The organism is Stieleria magnilauensis, assembly GCA_007753675.1.
In the GTDB taxonomy this organism is placed as follows: Bacteria; Planctomycetota; Planctomycetia; order Pirellulales; family Pirellulaceae; genus Stieleria; species Stieleria magnilauensis.
The window spans coordinates 9,758,823-9,779,645 of the sequence record CP036432.1 but is presented as its reverse complement, the minus strand read 5'-3'; the positions used below and the strand labels follow the sequence as shown (position 1 = coordinate 9,779,645).

At 58.9% G+C, this 20,823-nt stretch carries 18 protein-coding genes and 1 pseudogene; 8 read left to right on the top strand and 11 right to left on the bottom strand.

The features are described from left to right. Positions 1-69 precede the first annotated feature (69 nt). The 3 genes from hflC to TBK1r_RS34970 all read right to left on the bottom strand — a co-directional run bounded on the left by hflC (position 70) and on the right by TBK1r_RS34970 (position 2,631). Positions 70-1,032, bottom strand: coding sequence for a protease modulator HflC (gene hflC / locus TBK1r_RS34980; protein WP_145220509.1), 963 nt, complete (start codon positions 1,030-1,032; stop codon positions 70-72). After that, positions 1,029-2,012 carry an FtsH protease activity modulator HflK gene (gene hflK, locus TBK1r_RS34975; RefSeq protein WP_145220506.1) on the bottom strand — a complete coding sequence of 328 codons (984 nt, stop codon included), beginning with the start codon at positions 2,010-2,012 and terminating at the stop codon, positions 1,029-1,031. The genes hflC and hflK overlap by 4 nt, the downstream gene beginning before the upstream one ends. A 226-nt stretch (positions 2,013-2,238) precedes the next feature. Further along, positions 2,239-2,631, bottom strand: a complete 393-nt coding sequence (locus TBK1r_RS34970) for a hypothetical protein (RefSeq protein WP_145220504.1) — start codon at positions 2,629-2,631, stop codon at positions 2,239-2,241. 100 nt (positions 2,632-2,731) lie between these two features. On the opposite strand from TBK1r_RS34970, the gene TBK1r_RS34965 reads away from it, so the two are divergent. Then, a complete protein-coding gene (locus TBK1r_RS34965) occupies positions 2,732-3,412 on the top strand; it encodes a DUF2306 domain-containing protein (RefSeq protein ID WP_145220502.1) in 681 nt (226 codons plus the stop codon). Positions 3,413-3,670: 258 nt separating this feature from the next. Here the strand turns inward: TBK1r_RS34965 and TBK1r_RS34960 are convergent. The 4 genes and pseudogenes from TBK1r_RS34960 to TBK1r_RS34945 form a co-directional block, all read right to left on the bottom strand. Then, positions 3,671-5,656, bottom strand: a pseudogene (locus tag TBK1r_RS34960) (peptidylprolyl isomerase); the annotation flags it as partial. A gap of 438 nt (positions 5,657-6,094) precedes the next feature. After that, the gene (locus tag TBK1r_RS34955) at positions 6,095-6,664 is read right to left on the bottom strand and encodes a DUF3299 domain-containing protein (RefSeq protein WP_145220499.1); all 570 of its coding nucleotides are present in this window, start codon (positions 6,662-6,664) and stop codon (positions 6,095-6,097) included. A gap of 29 nt (positions 6,665-6,693) precedes the next feature. Then, positions 6,694-7,368, bottom strand: coding sequence for a DUF4190 domain-containing protein (locus tag TBK1r_RS34950; RefSeq protein ID WP_145220496.1), 675 nt, complete (start codon positions 7,366-7,368; stop codon positions 6,694-6,696). 59 nt (positions 7,369-7,427) lie between these two features. Further along, positions 7,428-8,873 (bottom strand): hypothetical protein, encoded by a 1,446-nt coding sequence (locus TBK1r_RS34945; RefSeq protein ID WP_419580697.1) that lies wholly within the window; start codon positions 8,871-8,873, stop codon positions 7,428-7,430. A gap of 410 nt (positions 8,874-9,283) precedes the next feature. Here TBK1r_RS34945 and TBK1r_RS34940 point away from each other — a divergent pair, with 410 nt between their 5' ends. The 4 genes from TBK1r_RS34940 to TBK1r_RS34925 all read left to right on the top strand — a co-directional run bounded on the left by TBK1r_RS34940 (position 9,284) and on the right by TBK1r_RS34925 (position 12,627). Further along, positions 9,284-9,607: a calmodulin-binding protein gene (locus tag TBK1r_RS34940; RefSeq protein WP_145220494.1), complete on the top strand. Its 324-nt coding sequence runs from the start codon at positions 9,284-9,286 to the stop codon at positions 9,605-9,607. Between the two features lie 155 nt (positions 9,608-9,762). Next, positions 9,763-11,163: an AAA-type ATPase lid domain-containing protein gene (locus TBK1r_RS34935; RefSeq protein WP_419580696.1), complete on the top strand. Its 1,401-nt coding sequence runs from the start codon at positions 9,763-9,765 to the stop codon at positions 11,161-11,163. Then, positions 11,160-11,642 carry a hypothetical protein gene (locus TBK1r_RS34930; RefSeq protein ID WP_145220490.1) on the top strand — a complete coding sequence of 161 codons (483 nt, stop codon included), beginning with the start codon at positions 11,160-11,162 and terminating at the stop codon, positions 11,640-11,642. Before TBK1r_RS34935 ends, TBK1r_RS34930 begins: the two co-directional genes overlap by 4 nt. Positions 11,643-11,778: 136 nt before the next feature. Beyond that, entirely contained in the window at positions 11,779-12,627 is an 849-nt protein-coding gene (locus TBK1r_RS34925) for an OmpA/MotB family protein (RefSeq protein WP_145223309.1), read from the top strand. Between the two features lie 114 nt (positions 12,628-12,741). Here TBK1r_RS34925 and TBK1r_RS34920 read toward each other — a convergent pair whose 3' ends face one another. Together TBK1r_RS34920 and TBK1r_RS34915 are read right to left on the bottom strand one after the other, a co-directional pair. Next, positions 12,742-14,421, bottom strand: coding sequence for a hypothetical protein (locus tag TBK1r_RS34920; protein ID WP_145220489.1), 1,680 nt, complete (start codon positions 14,419-14,421; stop codon positions 12,742-12,744). A 94-nt stretch (positions 14,422-14,515) separates the two neighbouring features. Then, positions 14,516-15,250, bottom strand: coding sequence for an ABC transporter ATP-binding protein (locus tag TBK1r_RS34915; RefSeq protein WP_145220487.1), 735 nt, complete (start codon positions 15,248-15,250; stop codon positions 14,516-14,518). Positions 15,251-15,379: 129 nt separating this feature from the next. Between TBK1r_RS34915 and TBK1r_RS34910 the strand changes: the two genes are divergently transcribed. Genes TBK1r_RS34910 through TBK1r_RS34900 form a run of 3 tightly spaced genes read left to right on the top strand, consistent with a single transcriptional unit; the run spans position 15,380 to position 16,798 of the window. Continuing rightward, complete coding sequence (locus TBK1r_RS34910) at positions 15,380-15,685, top strand: hypothetical protein (protein WP_145220485.1); 306 nt, start codon at positions 15,380-15,382, stop codon at positions 15,683-15,685. Next, positions 15,663-16,229, top strand: coding sequence for a nucleotidyl transferase AbiEii/AbiGii toxin family protein (locus tag TBK1r_RS34905; RefSeq protein ID WP_145220483.1), 567 nt, complete (start codon positions 15,663-15,665; stop codon positions 16,227-16,229). Before TBK1r_RS34910 ends, TBK1r_RS34905 begins: the two co-directional genes overlap by 23 nt. Beyond that, entirely contained in the window at positions 16,226-16,798 is a 573-nt protein-coding gene (locus TBK1r_RS34900; protein ID WP_145220481.1) for a hypothetical protein, read from the top strand. The genes TBK1r_RS34905 and TBK1r_RS34900 overlap by 4 nt, the downstream gene beginning before the upstream one ends. Before the next feature lie 29 nt (positions 16,799-16,827). Here TBK1r_RS34900 and TBK1r_RS34895 read toward each other — a convergent pair whose 3' ends face one another. After that, a complete protein-coding gene (locus TBK1r_RS34895) occupies positions 16,828-18,516 on the bottom strand; it encodes an L-lactate permease (RefSeq protein WP_145220479.1) in 1,689 nt (562 codons plus the stop codon). A gap of 472 nt (positions 18,517-18,988) precedes the next feature. Then, positions 18,989-20,455, bottom strand: coding sequence for a sulfatase family protein (locus TBK1r_RS34890; protein WP_145220477.1), 1,467 nt, complete (start codon positions 20,453-20,455; stop codon positions 18,989-18,991). Positions 20,456-20,823: the final 368 nt, after the last annotated feature.

Here is a 20,823-nt window from a genome sequence, read left to right as displayed (position 1 = left end):
CACTCCATTTCCAGGTCACTCCATTTTTTGACCACTTCATTTTTTGACCAGCCCCTTTTTCCGCCGGGGTTACTCTTGAACGTCGATGCGTTTCAGGAATTTGAAGATGTCGCTGTCGGTGCTCAGAATCAGCGTCGTGTTCGGATCCAACATTTCCTGATACGTCTCCATCGTTTTAATGAAGGCGTAGAACGCGATCGAATCAGCGCTTTGGTTGTAGGCCTGGGCGTAAATCTCGGTGGCTTCGGCGTCGGCAGCACCTTGGATCTCCTGGACTTGTTTGTAAGCCTGGGATTCGATTTCCAGCAAATCCTTTTCCTTGCGACCGATGATTTTGGCCGCCTCGCCGGCGCCCTCGCTGCGGAAACGTTCGGCGATTTGTTGCCGTTCGCTGATCATCCGAGAATAGATCCGATCCCTGACGCTCTCGTTGTAATTGATGCGTTTGAAGCGGACATCCAGCAATTCGATTCCCAGGTCGGTGACTTTACTGGCCGCTTGTTGAAAGATCTCTTCTTCGATTTTGGCACGCCCCTTGTTGATCGGGTACAGGATTCCGATGTTGCCGGGCGCGTCGGCGATGGTTTCATCGCGGACGGGTTGGCGGTCTTTGGTGGTCCGGACCAATTCGATCAATTCGTGTTTGGCGATCGCGTTGCGGGTTTCGCTGCCGAGGATGTCATCGAGACGCGATTGGGCGCTGCGTTCATCTCTGAGCCGCAGGAAGAACTGTTTGGCATCATTGATCCGCCAACGACCGAAGGTGTCGACGACGATATAGGTTTTGTCTTTGGTCGGCATTTCGTTGGGACGGCCGTCCCATTCCAGGATGCGTTTCTCAACGCGAGTGACTTCCTGGATGAGCGGAAGTTTGAAATGCAAGCCGGCGTCGGTGATCGGATCGCCGACCGGTTTTCCGAACTGGGTGATGATGACCTGTTCGGTCTCGCTCACCGTGTAGGCTGCGCTGTAGGCGACCAATCCGCCCAGAATCACGATGGCGGCGACCGCGGGGAATGTCAGACGGTTCATGGGGATCTCCGGTCGGCTTGCGGGGCCAGATTCAACAGTGGCAAAATCTGGTTGGCTTGATCATCCATGATGATTTTTTGCCCGAGCGTCGGGATGACTTGCCGCATGGTTTCGATGTAGATTCGCTGCTTGGTCACTTCGGGTGCTTTGGCGTATTCGGCAAACACGGCGTTGAATCGCGAGACATCGCCTTGAGCTTCGTTGACGCGTTTGAGCGCGTAACCCTCGGCGGCTTGTGTCTTCTGTTCCGCTTCACCGCGTGCACGTGGGACTTCTTTGTTGTATTCACCGTTGGCAACGTTGATCATCTGCTCACGTTCCTGCTGAGCTTGGTTGACCTCGTTGAACGACGGTTGGACCGGTTGCGGTGGGTTGACGTTTTTCAGTTGAACCTGGTCGATGCTTAGACCCAGCTCGTATTTGTCGACCTGTTCCTGGAGTTGCAACAGCGCCTCGACCTCGATCTCTTGTCGGCCGATCGTGATGACTTCATCGACGGTGCGGTCGCCGACGACGGTCCGCATCACCGATTCGGAGATGTCGCGTAGCGTTTGGCCCGGATTGCGAACCTTGAACAAGAACAGCTTCGGATCGCGGACGCGGTACTGGATCACCCATTCGACCGTGGCGATGTTGAGATCGCCGGTGACCATCACGCGTTCCTCGGTTTGTTCGTTCGAGACTTGCGTGTCATTGGTAGCGCCGGGCGTGCCGAAACCGAATTCCTGTTTCAATTGACGCTTGACCGGAACGATCGAAACATCGTCGATGCCGAACGGGAATTTGAATCTCAGGCCCGGATCGACGGTTTTGACGTAGCGGCCGAACCGCAAGACGACACCCTGCGATTCCGCTTGGACCGTGTAGACGCTCGTGAACAGCAGCGCAAGGAGTAGGATCGCGGGGATCAGCCAAGCCGCATAGGGCTGCAACCGCTCGAGGTCCGACCAGTCAGGGCCGCGTGGATTCGAATTGCTCATGAATCGATGGAGTCATTTGAAAGGAGTCACAGTCCGCGGATTCTGATCAATGCCTCCAACCGTCACCGGCAAGAACCAAGGGTCACCGCTCCAAAGGGTAGGTCTGAGAGGCCGTCCGGCTAGGCTCTCGATCTCAAAAATTAACGATCTTTCTTAATCAAGACCGATTCGCACGAACATCGTCGCTGACCGAAGTGCGACGCGGTGTGCGGGCCAGGGCTGCTTGTTACGGGACCACCATCACGCTCGAGTCCGCTTGTGGGCCAACCGCGGGGCCCTCCAATGGTTGCATCACCGTGATGTCCTCGGCGTCTTCGAAATCTTCCACCGGAACGCGGCTCATCCCAAAGTCTTCGACATACTGAGGGATTGGCTTCACCGGTCCACGGTTCTTGTTAAAATCCTGGACGGGTGTGAACAAGATGAACCAACCGACGATGACGAAGCCCGTGGTGGATGCCACGGTGATCCAAAGCAGTGGTGACCGCAATGCGCCGCCGGCGGTGATCCCATCGCTCACGTTGGCTGGAGTTCGGTAGGGTTGAGCCTGCGACAATGATGGCTCGCCAGAATCGGTCCCCAGCGGCGAGCCCGTTGATGGCTGATTGTGGTTTGACATTTCATTGTCCTCTCATCTTGAACCTGAACCAGCGGACGATCGAAACCAAGCTTCGATTATAGGGTGCCGTCTCCCGATTCTTTCACGATTGTGGCGCGTGATGAAATCTTTTTACATTTCGCCCGCATCGATCACGCCCCTGCGATGGGTCAAGTGGGTGGCGATCGGATTCGTGTTTTGGATCGGCTTGTTGATCCTGAGCCCGTTTCCGCACTATCTGCCGCCGGATTTTGACTACGGGTTTCTGAGCAATAAGGCGGACTATTTTTATCGCTCCGGCTATTTCATCGGTTTCTATCTCCACATCGCGGGCGCCCCGATCGGATTGTTTTTGGGCGGGCTGCAGATGAGCCGAACCCTGCGAATGCAGTATCCACGGGTTCATCGAATCGTAGGCCGAGTTTACGTCACTGCCGTTTTGTGCGCGGCCGCTCCGGGAGGCTTCGTCATGGCAATGAAAGCATTCGGCGGATGGTCGACCACGCTCTGTTTCGCAGTGCTCGCCGCGGCGACCTGGGGGTCGACCTTCATCGGTTGGCGAGCGGGCCGCGGGTACGATCTTCAGCAGCACCGGATTTGGATGCTGCGCAGTTACGTGCTGTTGCTCTCGGCCGTGTTCTTGCGGCTGGGGCATTTTGCGCTTCAGATGCTCGGTTTAACGCCGGAGCTGACTTATCAACTCGCCGCTTGGATCAGTTGGGTGATCCCGCTGATCGTGCTCGAGTTCGCCCTGGGTATCTACGGTCTGCCGGCGCGGCGGCGTGGAGAACGAAGCAGCTGACGATTTATGGATGTCATCATCATCCTCGTCGAGACGATCGGAGAGAACGCGATCGATCATCTCCGCTGAATCATTCCGAACAGGGAACTGGCTGACCGATCCAAACACGACGGGGTGTTCGTCACGAATCGTCCACGGCGACTGCGTCACGGTCGACGGCTGGGGCAAGAGACTCGCTGGTGTCAACGACGCGGGAAGAGGCTGGTCGATTGTCATCCCTTCGCCCTCTCCGGGTTGCTGACGCGCCAGATAGTTCACGACGTACAGTGCATCCAGCGGAGTGATTCTGCCGTCGCCGTTGGCATCCAAAAACTGCGTACTGGTCGGGATCGGCTCGCCTTCGGCGGATTGACGCAACGCAATTCCATTGATGATCGCCAGCACGTCACGCGGAGTGGTCTGGCCATCGGCATTCGCATCGGTCGGCTCAAAGAGGTTGGTCAGCATTTCAGTCGAGACGGACTGGGAACCGCGGGAGGATTGAAACGAGAACAGGCGGTCGACGGGTTGTGGATCAAAGAGAATTGCGTACAGTCCGCCGGCACGCAGCGCTGCACTGGTCACGCCCTCGTCCTGGCGGCTGATCACAAGCTGTTCGCCGTCGAGCACCACAATGGTCTCATCGACCGACACCGTGCCGACCGGATGAATGGAGAGTGTCGTGTCCTCGACGGCACGGAAGATGATCGCGGTGTATTGGTTGCTTGTCGGAATCGTGTGCAAACGATGGATCGAATCGACCGTGATGTAGTTGATCGGGGTCGAGGGTTCGAATGCCTCGGCAAAATTCAACGTGATGCGTTGACGATCGCGGTCGTTGAGCGAATTTTCGTGAACGGATGATCCCGGTCGAACCGTCACCACGACGTCAACCGTTCCGCTGAAACCATGACGCGGCATCACGACCAATTGCCCCGCTTCGTCGATCGTGGCGATGGCGTTGTCGAGGCCCCCGATTATTTCCGCCGAATACGCTACCGCATCGCCTTCGATATCGGTGCTGGTGATCTGAATCGTCGCGGCTTGGTCGTTGGGGTAAGATTCAGCGACGGCGATGGCGTTCAAAAACGGCTGGCTATTGTGGTTGTCTTGCTGAACCTCCACCGCAAACGTTTCGCTCGACGTGGCTCCAAATGAATTGGCCACCGTCACTGTGACATGGGTCCGACCGGTCGCGTCGCCGGTCGGCTTCAGCATCACGATCGAGTTTTCCAGGTCATTGAACACTTCGATCGTCTCAATCGTGATGTCACTGGTCGGACGATTGGAGTGATTGACGGCGTGCCCGCTGATCGCCTCTCGCACCGCCTCGCCTTCGACCAGTTGACCAAAGATGCTGTAGTTGAAGTCCAGGAATCGCGTCGGCGTCTCCGTGATAAAGAACTGGCTATTGTTGGTGTCGTCGCCCGACTTCGCAAACCCGAGCACTCCCGAGCGGTTGTACTGAAGTTCCGCGTGGTAATCGTCATCGAAGTCGTCCAAGGTGGAGCCGCCGGTTCCGGTTCCCGTCGGGTCACCGCCTTGAATCACAAAGTTGTCGATCACCCGGTGAAAATCGATCCCGTCGTAAAAGCCTGATTGTGCCAGTTCGATCATCCGACCCGACGCCACCGGTGCCCGCTGTTCAAACAACTCAAAAACCAGATCGCCATACGTTTCCAGATCGATTCGGATCGAACGATTGCCGGCGACGACTTGCGCCTCGAGCAGATCGGGGTCGTCGACCGAAACCGTCACTGTCAGCGGCCCTCCGTAGGGATCGTAGGCATCGATGGGGACGTGAAGCGGTGATCCGATTGATACGGTCTGGTCACCGATGAACTCAAACTGCGGAGATCCGCCCCTGGGAATGGGGACTCCACTACGTGAACTGATTTCGTCGAGTGACCGAATCCCAATGACCCGTGATCCGTCGGGAAACTCCCAGGTCGGAAAGACGGTGATGTTCTTCTCGATCGCCAACGGTGAAATCGATCGATCGGGACGGGTGACTTCGACGAAGGGCAATTCCTTCGCGCCGTCTTCAAAGAGTTCGGCCTGCTGAGTACACGTCGGACACCAGGCAGCTCCGTACAAGACGACCCCCGCCGCCTTGAGATCCTTGGCGAACTGCACCAGGTTGTACGGAGCGAGTTGATCACTTGAGGACTGAATCGTCGCCGCCACTTCGCCGGCGGGCTGATCGGTTTCGGTGAAAGTTTGTGCCGCCAGCAATCGTCGCCCCTCAAGTGGCTCGACGCGCATGGGACGGCGCCTAAGCCGTCGGTGTTTGGTGGACGGACGAATCGTGTTTTGCATGGTGTGGTGATCGATCAGAGGAAACGAAACGCGTTCGAACACCTCAGATTAATCAGCCAGTGGACGCTCGAAGACATTTCGATGTCCCGCGGTCGTCGCCGCACCATCATTGAGGACCCTGACATTGGGGACCCTGAACGCTGAGGACGAGGTGTCCCAGGGTGCTTGGCCAGACCAAACCAGAAATCGCACGCAGAAAACGCGACCTTTTCCCGCTTGTTGAATTAATCCGATCACACGTGGGATTAGCCGTTTCGCGCAAGCGTACGGGCATTCATCATGTCGATCACTCACCGGCGCCCGTAGGCTCGCGCCAAACGGCTGATTAAATCAACAAGCCGTTTCGCCGGTTGCTGAACATTCCAGCGGAAATGGTGGGGAGACCTATTTGACCTTCACGCCTTCGATTCGGAAAACGGCCATGTGGGTCGCGCCGCGGGGGCCTTTGCCGCCGGGGTACTTGTAGGTTTCCGGGTCGAGCACGAATTTGCCTTCGACCGTCACGGGGCGGGTTGAAAAGTCGGCGGTATGATCACCGACCATGGTGACGAAGACACAGTCGTAGAGCGCCGCTCCGGGGCCGAAGCAGCATTCTTTGTTGTCGCGAACGAGTACGAACTGCTTGAAGCCTTCATTTTGATACGTGCTGCTGGGAAGGATGTAACCGCGCAGCTTGACGTTTTTGCCGTTGATCGTTTTCAAACGTTCGGTCCACATCGATTCGTCGAAGGCACCATCTTTTTCGATGTCGAACTTCAGATCATCGAAATTGATTTCGCCTTTGGCCAGCTGGGCGGCGGAGCTGAGGCGGATTTCGACCTTGGGCCGCGTCTGGGGATCTTCGGCAGGGTCTTCGGCGGAGGCTCGGTTCAGACCCAGCGGCAGAACGCCGACCAGCAGCGCGCAAACGATCACCATCTGTAATGAACATCGGAATCGTGGAAGGTGGTGCATCTCGCTCGCTCGGTTGTTTGTCGGCTGGCCTAATTCACTTTCGTCCCTTTTAACCGGTAGAACACCGCGTTGTCAAAATCGGTTTGTTTTCGGGGCACTTGGTTGAGCGTGAACTTGCCGGCCAGTTTACGCCGCGTCATGCCGCCTTCGATCGTTTGGCCACCGGTCAGCGTGACTTCGACCATCTCGCTGCTCTTGGGCTGACCGCCGAAACAGCAGGTCCCCAGGTCACCGACCAGGACGAATTGCCGCAACATGCCGCCGCCGCTGGACGGATGAATGTAGCCTTTGAGGAAGACGTCTTTGCCGTCGAGTTCGAACGCGGTTTGCGTCGGTCGATCGGGTTCGGCGTCGAATTTCAACTTGTAAAATGGTACGCGAACGTGCCCCGGTGGGACTTCGGTCAGGTACACGTAGGTGTGCAAGCCGATGCCGCCGACCAACAGCAAGGCGTTGGTGGCGAAGGCAAATTTTGCCAACCCCAGCCCGCTGAATTCATTCGGATAGCGTCGAATCGACCGAAGCGCCAGCAGTGCAAACACGACACCGAGGATCGCCAAGGCGAGCAAGGCCTCGAACGGAGGAATCAGCCCCAGCAACGCGACGACGAACAACAAGATCGATGCGATCGCGCTGCGGCTGAGCGCCCGATAGGGAAAGTCCACCTCATCGGCGGACGACGACATTTGAAGTTCAGTAGCCATCGATGGTTTGTGGCAGAGTGGTGGGGGATCGTCGACGGCGATCACGCAAGCTGGAATGCTTACGCGACTTTCACCCCAGTCGCGGGGCCGCCGGTCAACACCAGAAACAGTGCCAAGACGATGGACGCCAAGGCGACCGTGATTACGTAGCCAAGGTCCCAAGGGTTCGTTTTTTGTGCCAACAGCGATCGATTGCCAATCTCGGTTGCGGTGACGTCGGTGCCGGCCAGGGAGACCGGCGCGGTGCCGGCTGGGGCAGCAGCGAGCGGGACGACGGCGGCGTAGCGTGTTCCGCGTCGCAGCGTCTTAAGGGGCGGAACGGATTGCGAAGTCGCCTCGTCGGCCGGCTTGGCGCGAACCGGGACCGGTATCGGGAAAAACGTCTTGGCCCGGCGGACCGCTTCGGGGTCAATTTTTTCGAGTTCCTCAATCGCCGCTTCGGCTTCGGGCAGGGGGCAGGCCCGCATGTAATTGATGACGGGCACGCGAAGCCAGTTTTTGTCTTTTTCCGCTTCCTTGAACAACGTCTTGAGCCGCTCGATCTGACTCCAGTCCTTCCATTTCGCCAAATCCGGAATCACCATGTCGGCCAGTTCGCCCCGATCGAGGATCTTGTGTAGCGATTCAACCAGCGCGCTGCGCGGAATCACGTCGCCTTCGGTACCGTGAAAGCGGATCGCCATGATTGCGGCGTAGCTTTGCGGGAACGGCGCCTTGTGGTTCGCGATGAACAACTCATCGATCAGCGGCAATCCGGATTCGCCGGCCAAGGTCAGGTAGCAGGCGATCAGCGCGTCCAGGCCGCCGGTGACACTTTTGGCGGGGTTGCGGAGCATCGCTTCGAGCATCGGCAGATCGTCTTTGCTGCCGCAGACACCCAGCATGGTGAAGTACAGACGTTTTCGGTCGGCGCCGATTTCGGGCTGTTGGACCCACTCGATCAATTGGCCTCGATCCATGTCGGGACCGATCTGTTGGATCACGTCGTAGGGTGCCGAGGCGAACTCGTCATAGGCATCGCGTGAAATCAACGCCTCTTCGTCTTCCAGGTAGTCGCGGAAAAAACGCAGCCGCGCGACGGGGTCATCTTTCACCTGACTGGCTTTGACGATGTATTCTTCGGCCCGTTCGCTGACCGGCAGACAGGACCACTGCAAGTGGGGCGGGTCGACGCCGGAAAGCAGGAATCGGCGTCCGACCTCGACTTTGCCGTAATAAATCGCGTCCACCTCCTGGCCGACTTTGACGTGTTCGGATCCCTTGAGCACCTTCTCGATCCGCATCTTCACCACGCCGGTGGTCAGGTTCCGCGTCAGCTCGCCATCGAGACTCGACGCGATCACGACGGCGTCCATGGTCAGCGATTGCTGGCGGATGGTTTGCTGGACGGACTCGCAAAACGGGCAGGCCGCTGCGGAGGACCACGGCAACACAGCCATCAAGCCGAGCAGAAACAGGCCGATGCCCGTCCGCCCCACAATCGGAAAGGTCTCGGAAATCCTCAAAGTTTGACGCCCGGGCAGGAGATTCGCCCGGAACCGTCGCCGAGTGGGAATAGGCTGCGGCGGGTGGGCCAGTCGTGGGGAGGGACGCATTCGGGTCTGGTGGGGTTGGAGTGGAGCAATGCGGCGTGGCAGCAAAGTTCAATGCATGGAGTTCAATAATAGGTGCTAAATGCCCTCGGTGAGAAGGCACAAATCGTTTCTCCTGGAAATCCCGGCACGATCGACTCAACCCATCCAGCCATTTTTGCCGATACGACCGAAGATCCGGGCTATCCGCCCAGGAGCCGATGATCCAAAACACCCGTAAGTTTCGGCGTCGGCGGACACTTTTGAAACGACCAATGAACCGAGCCGATTCGCGACGCAGCTTTCATCGCGTCCCAGACCGGCCGACAAGGGGGAGAGCAGGAATGCTTCGTCAGTTGATCATCGCCGCCGTTCTGGTGGCATCGGCCTTCACTTTGGCCGGCGACGCGTCGGCCGACCAGCGCGCGTTCGGCCAAGCCTGGGGCGGCAGTGCGAGCACACGCGACTGGAACCGATTCTACCACTATCCCTACGTGTATTACCCCCAGAATTTCTGGGGCCAGGAATACTATCGTAGTGCGGATAGCTTGTACCACCGCTATCCGCCGGAGATGCGAATCCCCGTGTACAACAAAAAGTGGCACAACTACTACCCCAGCAACCGCCGCTATCACAGCGGTCACCACTTCATCTTGGACGTGTTCTAGGCTGGGAGTCGTGCGTGCGTAGGGCACGCTGTGCATGCCAATGAGCCGTCAGGCACAGCCTGACCGACGCCGAAACTCGAACCCACAAACGTCGGTTGGAAGACGCACGAATCGCGTCACCGACAAATGTGGCGGTTTCCGCTACCATGAGTGTCATGGCCAACAGCACCAAGATTCGTCCGCTCGGTCGGCTGATCGACAAAGCGAACTCGCCTTTCTGGGTGATCGGCCCCGATGGGCGGCTGGTGTTTCTTTCCGCGGCGGTCGGCGATTGGCTGACCGTCGAACCGGAATCGTTGATCGGACGCCGTTGCCTTGCCGGCACCAGCATCACCGACGATCCGCTCGATTTTCTGGCCGCCTCACTCGCGCCGCCCCCGGGAATCTTGAAATCCGGAACGGCATCGCTGCTGATCCAACCCACCTTTCCCGGTGCCAAATTACGCCGCATTGCGGCGCTGGACACGCGTTTCGTTCGACTCGGCCAAGGCGATGAATCCATCACCCTGGCCGTCGCGGGCAGCTTTCAAGACCATCTCGCCGACCCGGTCATCGATGCCGCGGTCGTGTTGCGACGACAGCTGGACAGCTGGCGCCGTCGCCATGAAACGATCGCCCAGGGCGTTTCGGTTGGCAATTCTCGCCTCGCCCAACGGCTCGGCAAACAAATCCGATTAGCCGGTTCGGTCCGTAGCGACGTGCTGATTGTTTCCCCGCCAGGTTGCTTCGCCGAATCCATCGCAGCGTCGGTGCACCAATGTTCGGCCGCGGGCGAACCGATCGCCACGATCGACGGGCCGTTGATGGACGCCGAACTGTTGGACGCCAGCTTGGCCGCGGTGATCGCCCACCTGGCGGATTCGGAAACCTCAACGGCGACCGCGATCCTCAAGGGAATCGACCAGACGCCGCTGGAAGCCCAACTCCGCCTGGTCGAACACCTGCGTGAGTCGACGCATCGATTGCGGTTGATCGCCATCGCCAGCGACAGCGCCGTTGTCTCAAGCGGCGCCGACACCGAACCGAATCCGGAACTCGACGTTTTCCTGGAAGCGTCACTGCCGGTAGGGATCACGCCGCCCCTTGCCGACCATCTGTGTGGGCTGACCATTCGACTCCATCCGCTCGCCGATCGTATCGCCGATCTGCCGATGATCGCGACCGCTATGCTGGATCGACGGCGGGCCGGTGGAGATGGTTTGGCGGATCGCTTTACCCGCGCCGCGCTCGATGCGATGGTGATTTACCCTTGGCCGGATAATTTTCGCGAACTCGACCAGGCCATTCGACATGCGATGCGAAGCTGTCCCGGCCAAGTCATCGGGCTGGAACACTTGCCGTTGGCGATCCGGTCGTATCGTCCCAACGAGTCGGTGCCGAAACAACAGCAAACCATCGACCTGGATCAGGTCGTCGCCCAGTTCGAATCGGATTTGATTCGCGAGGCCTTGGAATCCAGCGCGGGCAATCGGGCCGAAGCGGCGCGGAAATTGAACATTTCACGTGCCCGGTTGCTCCGCAAGCTGGAATCGATCGGCGATGGAGACTCGCCATGAACCATTTCGCTACCGTTTCAAAGGCCAGCAGGGTGATCCCGTTTTGGGTCTGCGAATCGGGCCGCCGGTGGAGCGACGCGGCCAAGCGATTCGTCGGGCCGTTCCAGCACGACGCGGGCGTGGATGCGTCCGGCCAGGACCTGGGATCGGGCCAGCCGACGTTCCACGTTCAAGTGTTGGACGCCGCCAAAATTCGAGCGTTGATCGCGGGCCAATCGGACCTCGTGGTCCTCTGGGAGCTGTCTGCCGAAAACACGTCCGCGGTCGCCTTGCATGTCGCACAGATCGGCGCCTCGCGACCGGATGTGATGCAATGGGCCGCGATCGACGACGTCTCCCGGCACCCCTCCGACCGCCTGGCCCTGCGGATCAGGGAGCTCGGCGTGTCGGCCGTGCTGCACCAGCCCCAAGAATTGGCCCTCCTGGCACGACTCGTCCGCCGTCGCTTTTCCGGTCTGTCGAGTAAGTCGAAGTTCTAAAAAAATCGAGAATTTGACTCATGAACCCGATTGATCTTGCCGCAGCTCGAGCAGGCCCCTATCTGTAGGGCACCATGGGTGGCGCGGATGCTGCCCCAAAACCCAAATCAGGATGATTCGAGCGGTGCTGGATCGGATGAAAGGACGTCTTCTCAGTGGCTTGTGTATCGCAGCAGCGGTACTCGGGATCGCTGGGTGCAACCAGAACCCGTACCTGGCGGGGCCGGCGACCTATCCGCAGCCGACCAGTTCATTCGGACCGGCAGTCTCGCAGCAAGGCGTCAACCCGAACGACTCGCGGATGGCCGAACTGAACCGGCGGGTGCAATTGCTCGATGACAACAATCGCCAACTGCACACGCAACTGGCCCAAAGCGAACAGCAGGCTCAGGTGTATCGCGAGGAACTGAACCTCGTCCGCAAACAGCTGGCCGACACCAACCAACAACTCGAGACCGCGTCGATCGCCGCCCGCGAGGCTCAGAACAAGGTCCGTGGATTCCAAGCTTCGACGCAAATGCGGGGCGGGGCGTCGATCCAGCCCAACACCAACCTCAGCCGACTCGCCTCACAGCTCAACCTCGGCGGGCTGCCCGTTCAGCAAGACGGCGACCGGATTCGAATCGCGATTCCCAGCGACCAACTGTTCGCTCCCGGCACGGCACAGCTGATCCAGCAATCGGCCCAAGTGCTCGACCCCGTCGCCGCACAACTGCGAAGCCTGTTCCCGCGGCAACGCATCGGGATCGAAGGCTACACCGACAACGTTCCGGCAACAGCCGGTGGCTCGGCTGCCAGCCACCAGCTCGCTTCCGCACAAGCCTCCGCGGTCTTGGACATGCTGACACGACGCGCCGGCATGCCACTGGGGCAATTCTTTATCGTCGCCCAAGGTGCCAACCGCCCCGTACAACCCAACGCTTCGGCGGCAGGTCGAGCGGCGAACCGACGCATCGAGTTGGTGATCTATCCGGAAACGTTTTAAGCAGTTTCAAGTTCCAAGTTTCAAGTTCGTTCAACCTGAAACCTCAAACCTGAAACTTGAAACTTGAAACTTGGAACTTGGAACCTGAAACTTGGAACCTGAAACTCCCACTCCCTACTCCGGCGGCAGATCGGCGGAGATGTCGAAGCGATTCCAGCACCACGCGGTCACCAGGATGGCGCTGACGGCCATTAGCCAGGTCCCTGCGACGGCGCCAAAGACGTAGACGGGGACCGACAGCGGATCGCTGAAGATCGATTTGCAAATCGACACCCAAACCAGCAGCGCCCCGACGGCGGCGGCGATCAACGTCGCCTTGCCGAGGAACATCACGTTCGCCCTGACGACCATCCCGAACCCTTGTGCGTTCTCGTGGTGCGGGTACGCCAGAAACAATGCATTTTCGGTCGCGAAGGTGAACACGGCCAACGCCGAAAGCATGCCGCCCCATCCGATGATCTGGGGCCAACCCGGACCGGCGACCGCTGCTGCAATTCCCAAGGTCGTCCATTGAAATCCGACCGTGATCAGGATCGGCAGCGTCAACTGGCCGAGCACGGCGTGGATCGGCCGCAGCGGTAGTGATCGCAACAACAACATCCGCTTCAAGTCGCGTCGAAAGTCCAACCGCAGTGCCGGTGGTGCCAACAGCATCGTGCTCAGCGCGATCCCGGCAACGACAAACGCCCATTGGTTCCCAACACGTCCGGTCAACAGCGGCGAAAGACAGAGCAGCGTGGGGACCAGAAAACTAAACAAGATGGTTCCATAATAACGCCGGATCGAGAGTGCTTGTCGCCAAACCAACGCCACCGATTCGCCCATCCGCCGCGGCAAGATCGCTTCGATGCGATCGGCCAACGTCTCGTCGCAATGCGTACCTGTTGGGTTGGCGCGGCTGCTTGCCGGTGAATGAAAATCACCCGCACGCAAGCGTGCTTGTTCGCGAGCCAGTGTCGATCTCCTGGCCCAGCCATCGACACGAACCAGGGCCAGGATGGCGAACGGCACCAGCATGACCGATGCCAACATTTGAACCGCGGTGTGCGTGGTGATGTCGACCGTTGTTGCCAGTAACGCGGCGGGACGCCAACCGATCGCCAGCCACTGAACGGCATCACAGGATGCAATTTGTCCGATCGCGCGAAAACTGTTCAGCACATAAACCCCGGGCAGTGAACCGGCGGGTGTGATCGCGGCCAGTTGGCCGAAGAACTGAATGATGGTTGCCAACGCAATCGCGGACAACGCAATCCTCGCCCCCACGAGATGACGACGCGAAAGCCCGCTCACAAAACGCTGCCAGATCATCCGCACCGTTTCAAGCAACACCAGCGCGGCGAAGACTCCGGTCGCTAACAGACCGGCGTGCCGGACATCCGGCGCCAGCGCGACGACCAGGAAGAACGTCTTCAACAACGCCGAAAAGAAGACCGTGTTGACTTTGTAGGCCGCCACCGTCGATCGCTTCAGCGGCGCACCGCCGAGCCAGAGGTTTTCCGCGGCGGTGTATTCCATGTCGACCTGTTTGTCGGTCCAGACGCACCGCACGGCGTGGTAAATCAGGTACAGCACCATGCCGCCGGATAGCCACAACCGCAACGACTCCGGATCCGCGGTCCGCCGCGCCGCCAGGATCAAGAACCCGTTCAACACGTAGGCACACAGAAAAATCACGGCGATCGCCGAGGCCACGATACGGCGCGGCGACCGCATGCGATTTGCCGCGCGTTGAAGCCGAAACAGACTGCGTCGCAACGTCAGCCAGATCAGATGTTTGTGGGGGGACGACATGGGACGAGGTTGTGGTCAAGCTGAAAAGAAAAGTGGAAAAGGCTTCCAGCCAGGTAAGGCAGCTGATGCAGTCTGGAAGCCCAGCACGTGATCATCAAACCGTCAGCGCCGCGGTCGCTTCGAAATAAGCTTCCTCGAGCGATTGTGCACCGGGGAACTCCGCTCGCAGTTGATCGACGTCACCGTAGTACTGCAGTTTGCCATGCTGCATGACAATCAAATGCGTGCACACGTCCTGGATCATCGCCAACAAGTGACTGGAAATGATGATCGTCGCGCCGGCTGCGGCGCGTTGTTTGATCGATTCAAGCAGGCGTCGAATGCCGGGCGGATCGAGGCCCGTCATCGGTTCGTCCAGCAGCAACACGGCCGGGTCGTACAGGTACGCACAACAGATCGCGAGTTTCTGACGCATGCCGCGAGAAAGCGTCGTCGCCCCGGCGTTGGTCTTGTCGGTGAGCTGAAAATAATCGAGCAACTCGGCGGATTTTTCGCGATGATGGGGCACCTCGTAGATTCGGCCGATGAATTCCAGATGCTGGGCAACGGTCAGGTCATCGAACAACGGCGGGTCGTCGGGGACGTATGCCAGACGCCGCTTGAGTTCCATCAGCGTCGTCGCGCCGCCGTGCGACAAATCGCACCCCGCAACGCACAAACTGCCATCGGTCGCAGGGATTAAACCGGCTAAGCAACGCATCGTGGTGGTCTTTCCAGCCCCGTTGGGCCCCACCAAACCGCCTATGTTTCCGGGCTGGAGCGAAAAGGAGACCCCGTCGACGGCCAAGTGGTCTTCGTACAGTTTGCGGAGCTCGTGGCAGCGGAGCATCGGGATTTGCAGTTGATTTAGGGGGCGTGGGCATACAGGCTGCTGCAAGGTTAGGTTACGCTTCGTGGACGTGTCGGCCGACGCGAAATAACCACTGGCCGATGGCCGGACGATTGAGACTCAAAGCTGATGAACGAGAAGCTGCCGCTAAAAAACCAAATCGACGGGTTACCCGCACAGCACCCCCGCCGTACGGCGTACAACTTCGCCCGCTGGCGTGAAGCGATGGAACTCTCGCACGCGATGCTGATGGCGGGTCTGAGACATAAAATCGGTCCCGAGGGCGACCTCCGATCTGCGTATCATCAATGGAACGCCGAACGCAGACAACGCAAACTCGCCGCTTACGAACGCGCCGCAGAGCGATATTTTCAACGGATCAAAACCATGAATCTCGAGGAGGAGAAACACGATGCCACCGACAGCGGTGATTGACACCCTCGCGATCCTCTGGCCGGAAATCGCCAAGTCCGAAATCCCTGCCGCGATTGCTGGCGGACTTGCGCTGTCGTTCTGGGGAAGTGTCCGTAGCACTCAGGACATTGACATTTCGATGCTGCAGTCGGATCTCGATCAGATCTCACCGCTTCTGTCTCGACTCGGATTTCAACAGCAACGTCCTTCGGGCAAGCGATTGGGGCTATTCGAGTTGACGCAGTGGGAATACCAGCCGGCAGACTTTTTCGTGACCGTTGAGATCGACTTGCTCGTCGGCGACAGCGAGTACTATGAAAACGTGTTGGAAAATGCGACGGACGCAACGGTCGAGGGTGTCGATGCACCGGTCCGCGTCATTTCACGCGAGGATCTGATCATTCATAAGTTATTCGCAAACCGATTGATCGACCAAGCAGATGTGCAAGAACTGTTTGCATTGCACAACACCGAAATCCACCGAGAGTATTTGTATCGTTGGGGACAGATACTTGGAATTCGAACCGAGCTTGACGCCGCGGTCGCGTGGTTCGAATCGCAATGATCAATCCCTATCGAGCGCCGATCGATGCGGAGGATTCCGCGGAACTTGCGGACAATCCTTCGGCAGAGTTTCTCGTCACCAGGCCGCAGCTTCGGTTTGCCGAGTCCAAGTTTCTGTTGTACCGATGCGGTGGTCGTTTGACATTGGCATCCTTCGTGATGATCGCCCTATCATTCTTGGTCGCGTTTGATGGTTTACTTCCACTGGGCCCGTCAGCCGCGACCGGCGGATTTCAGGTCCCCATGGTGTTGCGTCAGCTTGCCGTCATGGGGCTTGCGACGATCGTCTATCTGGGATTGATTGTCGGTGTACGCAAGACGTCGAGACAACAACTCGCCACACACGGCATCGTCGAGGGTGCCGGACTTTCGGTCCGCGTCAGCGATGGATTGCTTCAGTGGGCCGGACCGAACGGAAATTTCACCACACCGTTGCCCCAAACTCGACCGATCCGAACGCGCAAGGGGTTGATCGTCGTGGTCGATCGCGACCTGTATCTGTTCATTCCCAAAGATGCCGCCTTCACCGGCGGTCGCTATCGAGAATTTGTACGCGCCGTCGAGGCGTAAGCTTCGCTGCCAGCGTGGTGCAACGCGGCTTACGCGACGACGATGCCGATGATTCCCGCGACGACCACGTAGTACAGAAACACCATCGCGGTGATTCGAATGATGTCGCCTTCACGGCCGACCAGTCCCACGACGGCACAGGCCGCGACGACGTTGTGCACACAAATCGTGTTGCCCGCCGCTCCGCCGACCGCTTGCAAGGCGACGATCCAAATCGGATCGGCACCGATGTTCTGGCCGACTTGAAACTGAAACAGAGAAAACATCATGTTGCTGATCGTGTTGCTGCCGGCGACGAACGCGCCGAGTCCTCCTACCAACGGTGACAGCAACGGCCAGGCACCGCCGACCAACGAAGAGACTCCTCCGGCGAGGACCTTGGGCATCGAATCAAACCCCGCTTCACCGCCCGTGCTGTTGATAAACAGCTGAACCATCGGCACCGCAAACAGCAGCGCCAGCGATGCCGACACGACCATCCGCATCGAACGCGTTGTCGCTTCGATGACCGCCCGCTTGGACATGCGGTGCAACGGAATCGTCAGCAAACAAACCAACACGAACAGTGCGCCTGGCAGATACAGCGGCGCAACCGGTTTGACACTGATGGCGGACCCGAACAAATTTTCTGTCAACGCGGCGTCAGTCGGAATCGTGATCGACTTGAGCCACTGGCCGATCTCAAGCGAGGGCAACCGCGTCAACACCAACAACACGGCAATCATCCAGTACGGCGCCCACGATCGCACGATGGACAGGCGGTGATCGGCGTCCTTCAGGCGGATGTCGACGTTGCCGTTCCAATCGGCCGGCCAGTGCGAGGCGTCGGCAAAGTCCCAGGCCGGTTCGGAAGGCAACAAGCAACCCCGTCGCGCCAGCGGCACCGTCAACGCCAACCCGACCAGAGCGCCGATCAACGATGGAAACTCGGGACCCAGCGTGTTGGCAATGATCGTCGAGGGAATGGTCATCGACAACGACGCAAACAACGCGAAGGGCCAGATCCGCAACCCTTCGCGCCAGGAGCGGTTGACCCCAAAAAAACGTGTCATCACCGCGACGACGAATAACGGAATCAGCAGCCCGCAAAGCATATGAACAAAGGCAACGCGGCCACCGACCAACGGCAACAAGGTGGACCAGATGTCCTCGCCCGCACCGAGCCGGTTCCGGGCATAGGCGACGACCGTCTCGCTGCCGCTGAGTCCGTTTTTGACGCCGATCAAGATCGGAGTACCCACCGCACCAAACGACACCGGTGTGCACTGGATCAACATGCCGCTGACCACCGCCGACTTGGCCGGGAACCCCAGTCCCACCAACAGCGGTACACAAACGGCCGCGGGAGTTCCAAATCCCGCGCTGCCTTCGATGAACGATCCGAACAACCAGGCAATCAAGATGACCTGAACACGGCGATCCGGGGTGATGTCCGTGAATCCCCGCCGAATCACCGCCAGCGCCCCGCTTTCGCTGAGCGTGTTGAGCAGCAGGATGGCACCGAAAATGATGAACAACAACTGAGCCGTGACGACCAATCCATTGACCGACGCCGCGGCGATCGTTGCCGTGTCCAGTTGCCATACAAAGTACGCCAACACCACCACGCTGACGTACGCGATCGGCATCGCCCGGGACGCCGGCATTCGCAACGCGACCAGCAGAACGGCAACAACCAGAATCGGTGTGAAAGCCAGCAGCGGTGCGATCGTTTCCATGGCGGACGTCTTGGAGGGTGTGGAGGGTGTGGAAGAAATCGGGCGTTCGGCCTGGCAGAGGGCGTCAGCGTTTAGACAGCTTGAGAAACCCTCCCGGAGGGCATTGGTATCTACACATCTTTTGCATGTCAGATTTCGTGTATCAGATCGGTTTTAAGTGGATGGTTTCGGCCAACGGCCGTTTACATCCATAGCCTTGGGCACCGCCCAAGGTCCGCAAACGAGAACGAGAGGGATTGGCCAACGGCCATACACACTTGCCTCGGCAACTGCGAAGGTTGTGCATGGCCGTTGGCCAAATTGAACCTCGTGGCCATAAGGTCCCTGGGGCGGCGCAACCCTCGCAAATGCTCGGTTTGCTTGCCCCAGGCTAGGGATATGCATGCCCTTTGGGCAATAAGTGACTTGTGTAGATACCGATGCCCAGAGGGAGGGTGACTCTGAAATGTGTTGGAAGCGTGGCTCGCTTGCCTCAGCGGCTCTTCTCGTTGGCTAAGAACCGAAACAACTCCGCCCCGAGCTTTTCAACCACCTCTCGATTCGTCTCCGCCAGATCCATCGACTCGGTCGGATCGTTGTCCAGATCGTACAGCTGCCAAGGCGTGCCGAAGGGGCGACCCAAGGGCCTTTCACGTCCGCCTGAACCGTCACTGAAAACCAGCTTCAAGTTCCCGTCGCGAATCGCAAACGTTCCATTTGCGGAATGATTCACGACGGGCGCGCGTCGAAACTGCTCGTCGTTTCCTCGTAGCAACGGTACGATGCTGAAGCTGTCCGGCGCGGCCTGTTCAGCCGGCGGCAGCTTGGTCCCGGCCAACTCCGCCGCGGTCGCAAACAAGTCCACGTGACAGATCGGTTGATCGCTGCGGGACCCCGGTTGGATCGTGCCCGTCCAGCGGGCAAAAAACGGGACGCGGTGACCACCTTCCCAGATGTCTGCTTTGGTGCCGCGCCAGGGGCCATTGGCTTTGTGGTTGCCTTCGTAGTACGCCTGGATCGTCTCATCGCTGACATGTCCCGGCTGGTCGGCGTCGCTCTGGCGTCGCATGAACGAGCCGTTGTCACTGGTGTAGATCACCAACGTGTTTTCGGCGAGACCGGATTCGTCGATCGCCTGCAAGACTTGACCGACCGTCCAATCGACCTGCGACACGAAATCCCCATACGGGCCGAGCTTGGTCGTCCCGGCAAAACGGCCGTGTGGCCAAACGGGTTTGTGCGGGGCGGTGAGCGGAAAATACAGGAAGAACGGTTGGTCTTGGTCGGCCCGCGAGCGAATGTGCTGGGAAGCCTGCGCGGTCAATTCATCCAAACAATCTGGAATCGAAAAATCTGAACCCAGTTCGCCTTTTCGCAGATACGCTGGAAATCCTTTGGCCGGTTGGATCCGATCGGGTTTGCCGGTGATCCGATGGCCGTCGACGTAAACATAGGGAGGGAAATCGAGCGAGGCGGGGATGACCAGTGAACGATCGAAGCCGGCATCGACTGGTGAATAGCTGAGCGGTTTGGTCCAATCCCATTGGCCTTCGGCGTCTTTTTGAAACCCGAGGCCGAGGTGCCATTTGCCGATGACCGCCGTATGGTACCCGTGCTGTTTGAGGTGCGACGCAACCGTCGGTCGGTCCGTTTCGATCAAGGGCGTTCCGTATCCGTTGAGCACCCCTCGTTTTAATTTGCTCCGCCAACAATAACGTCCGGTCAACGTGGCGTAGCGAGTCGGCGTGCAAACCGCGGAGGGGGAGTGTGCGTCAGAAAACGTCATGCCCTCGGCGGCCAGTCGATTCAGATTCGGTGTGGCGATCTTGGAATCTGGGTTGAGAGCTTGGACGTCGCCATAGCCCATGTCATCGGCGAGGATAAACACAATATTCGGCCGATCGGCGGCCTGGACGGTGATCGCAAGGATCAGTGAGCAAAAACAGAGAACGTATTTCATGGAGCGGGAGGTCGTGGGGGCCTGCTGGTCAATCGAATGGGTGCAACGCAACGCGGCGTTTTCGAAGTCGTTCCACGGCGTTGTCGGGTTGGTGCCACGCATCATAACCGGCTCAAATGCCGTCTGCTTGACCGTTCTTTGTGGCGAGGAAGCGGCGCACCCGCTGATCTGCCTTTCGCGGTGGGGCGGCCAAATCGATTCCCCTCGGCAGCGGTCATAACCGTCACAGGCGCTTTGGTCTGTTCAGTCTGCACGAGTTTGCGTGGCCGTTGCCCCGCATAGGCACGTCCCGCGGATGAGGCGTATCTCCGCCATCCTTTTGTGGCTTAGGTATTGGGAGGTGAAAACGACGGACACGGGGGCAGTGG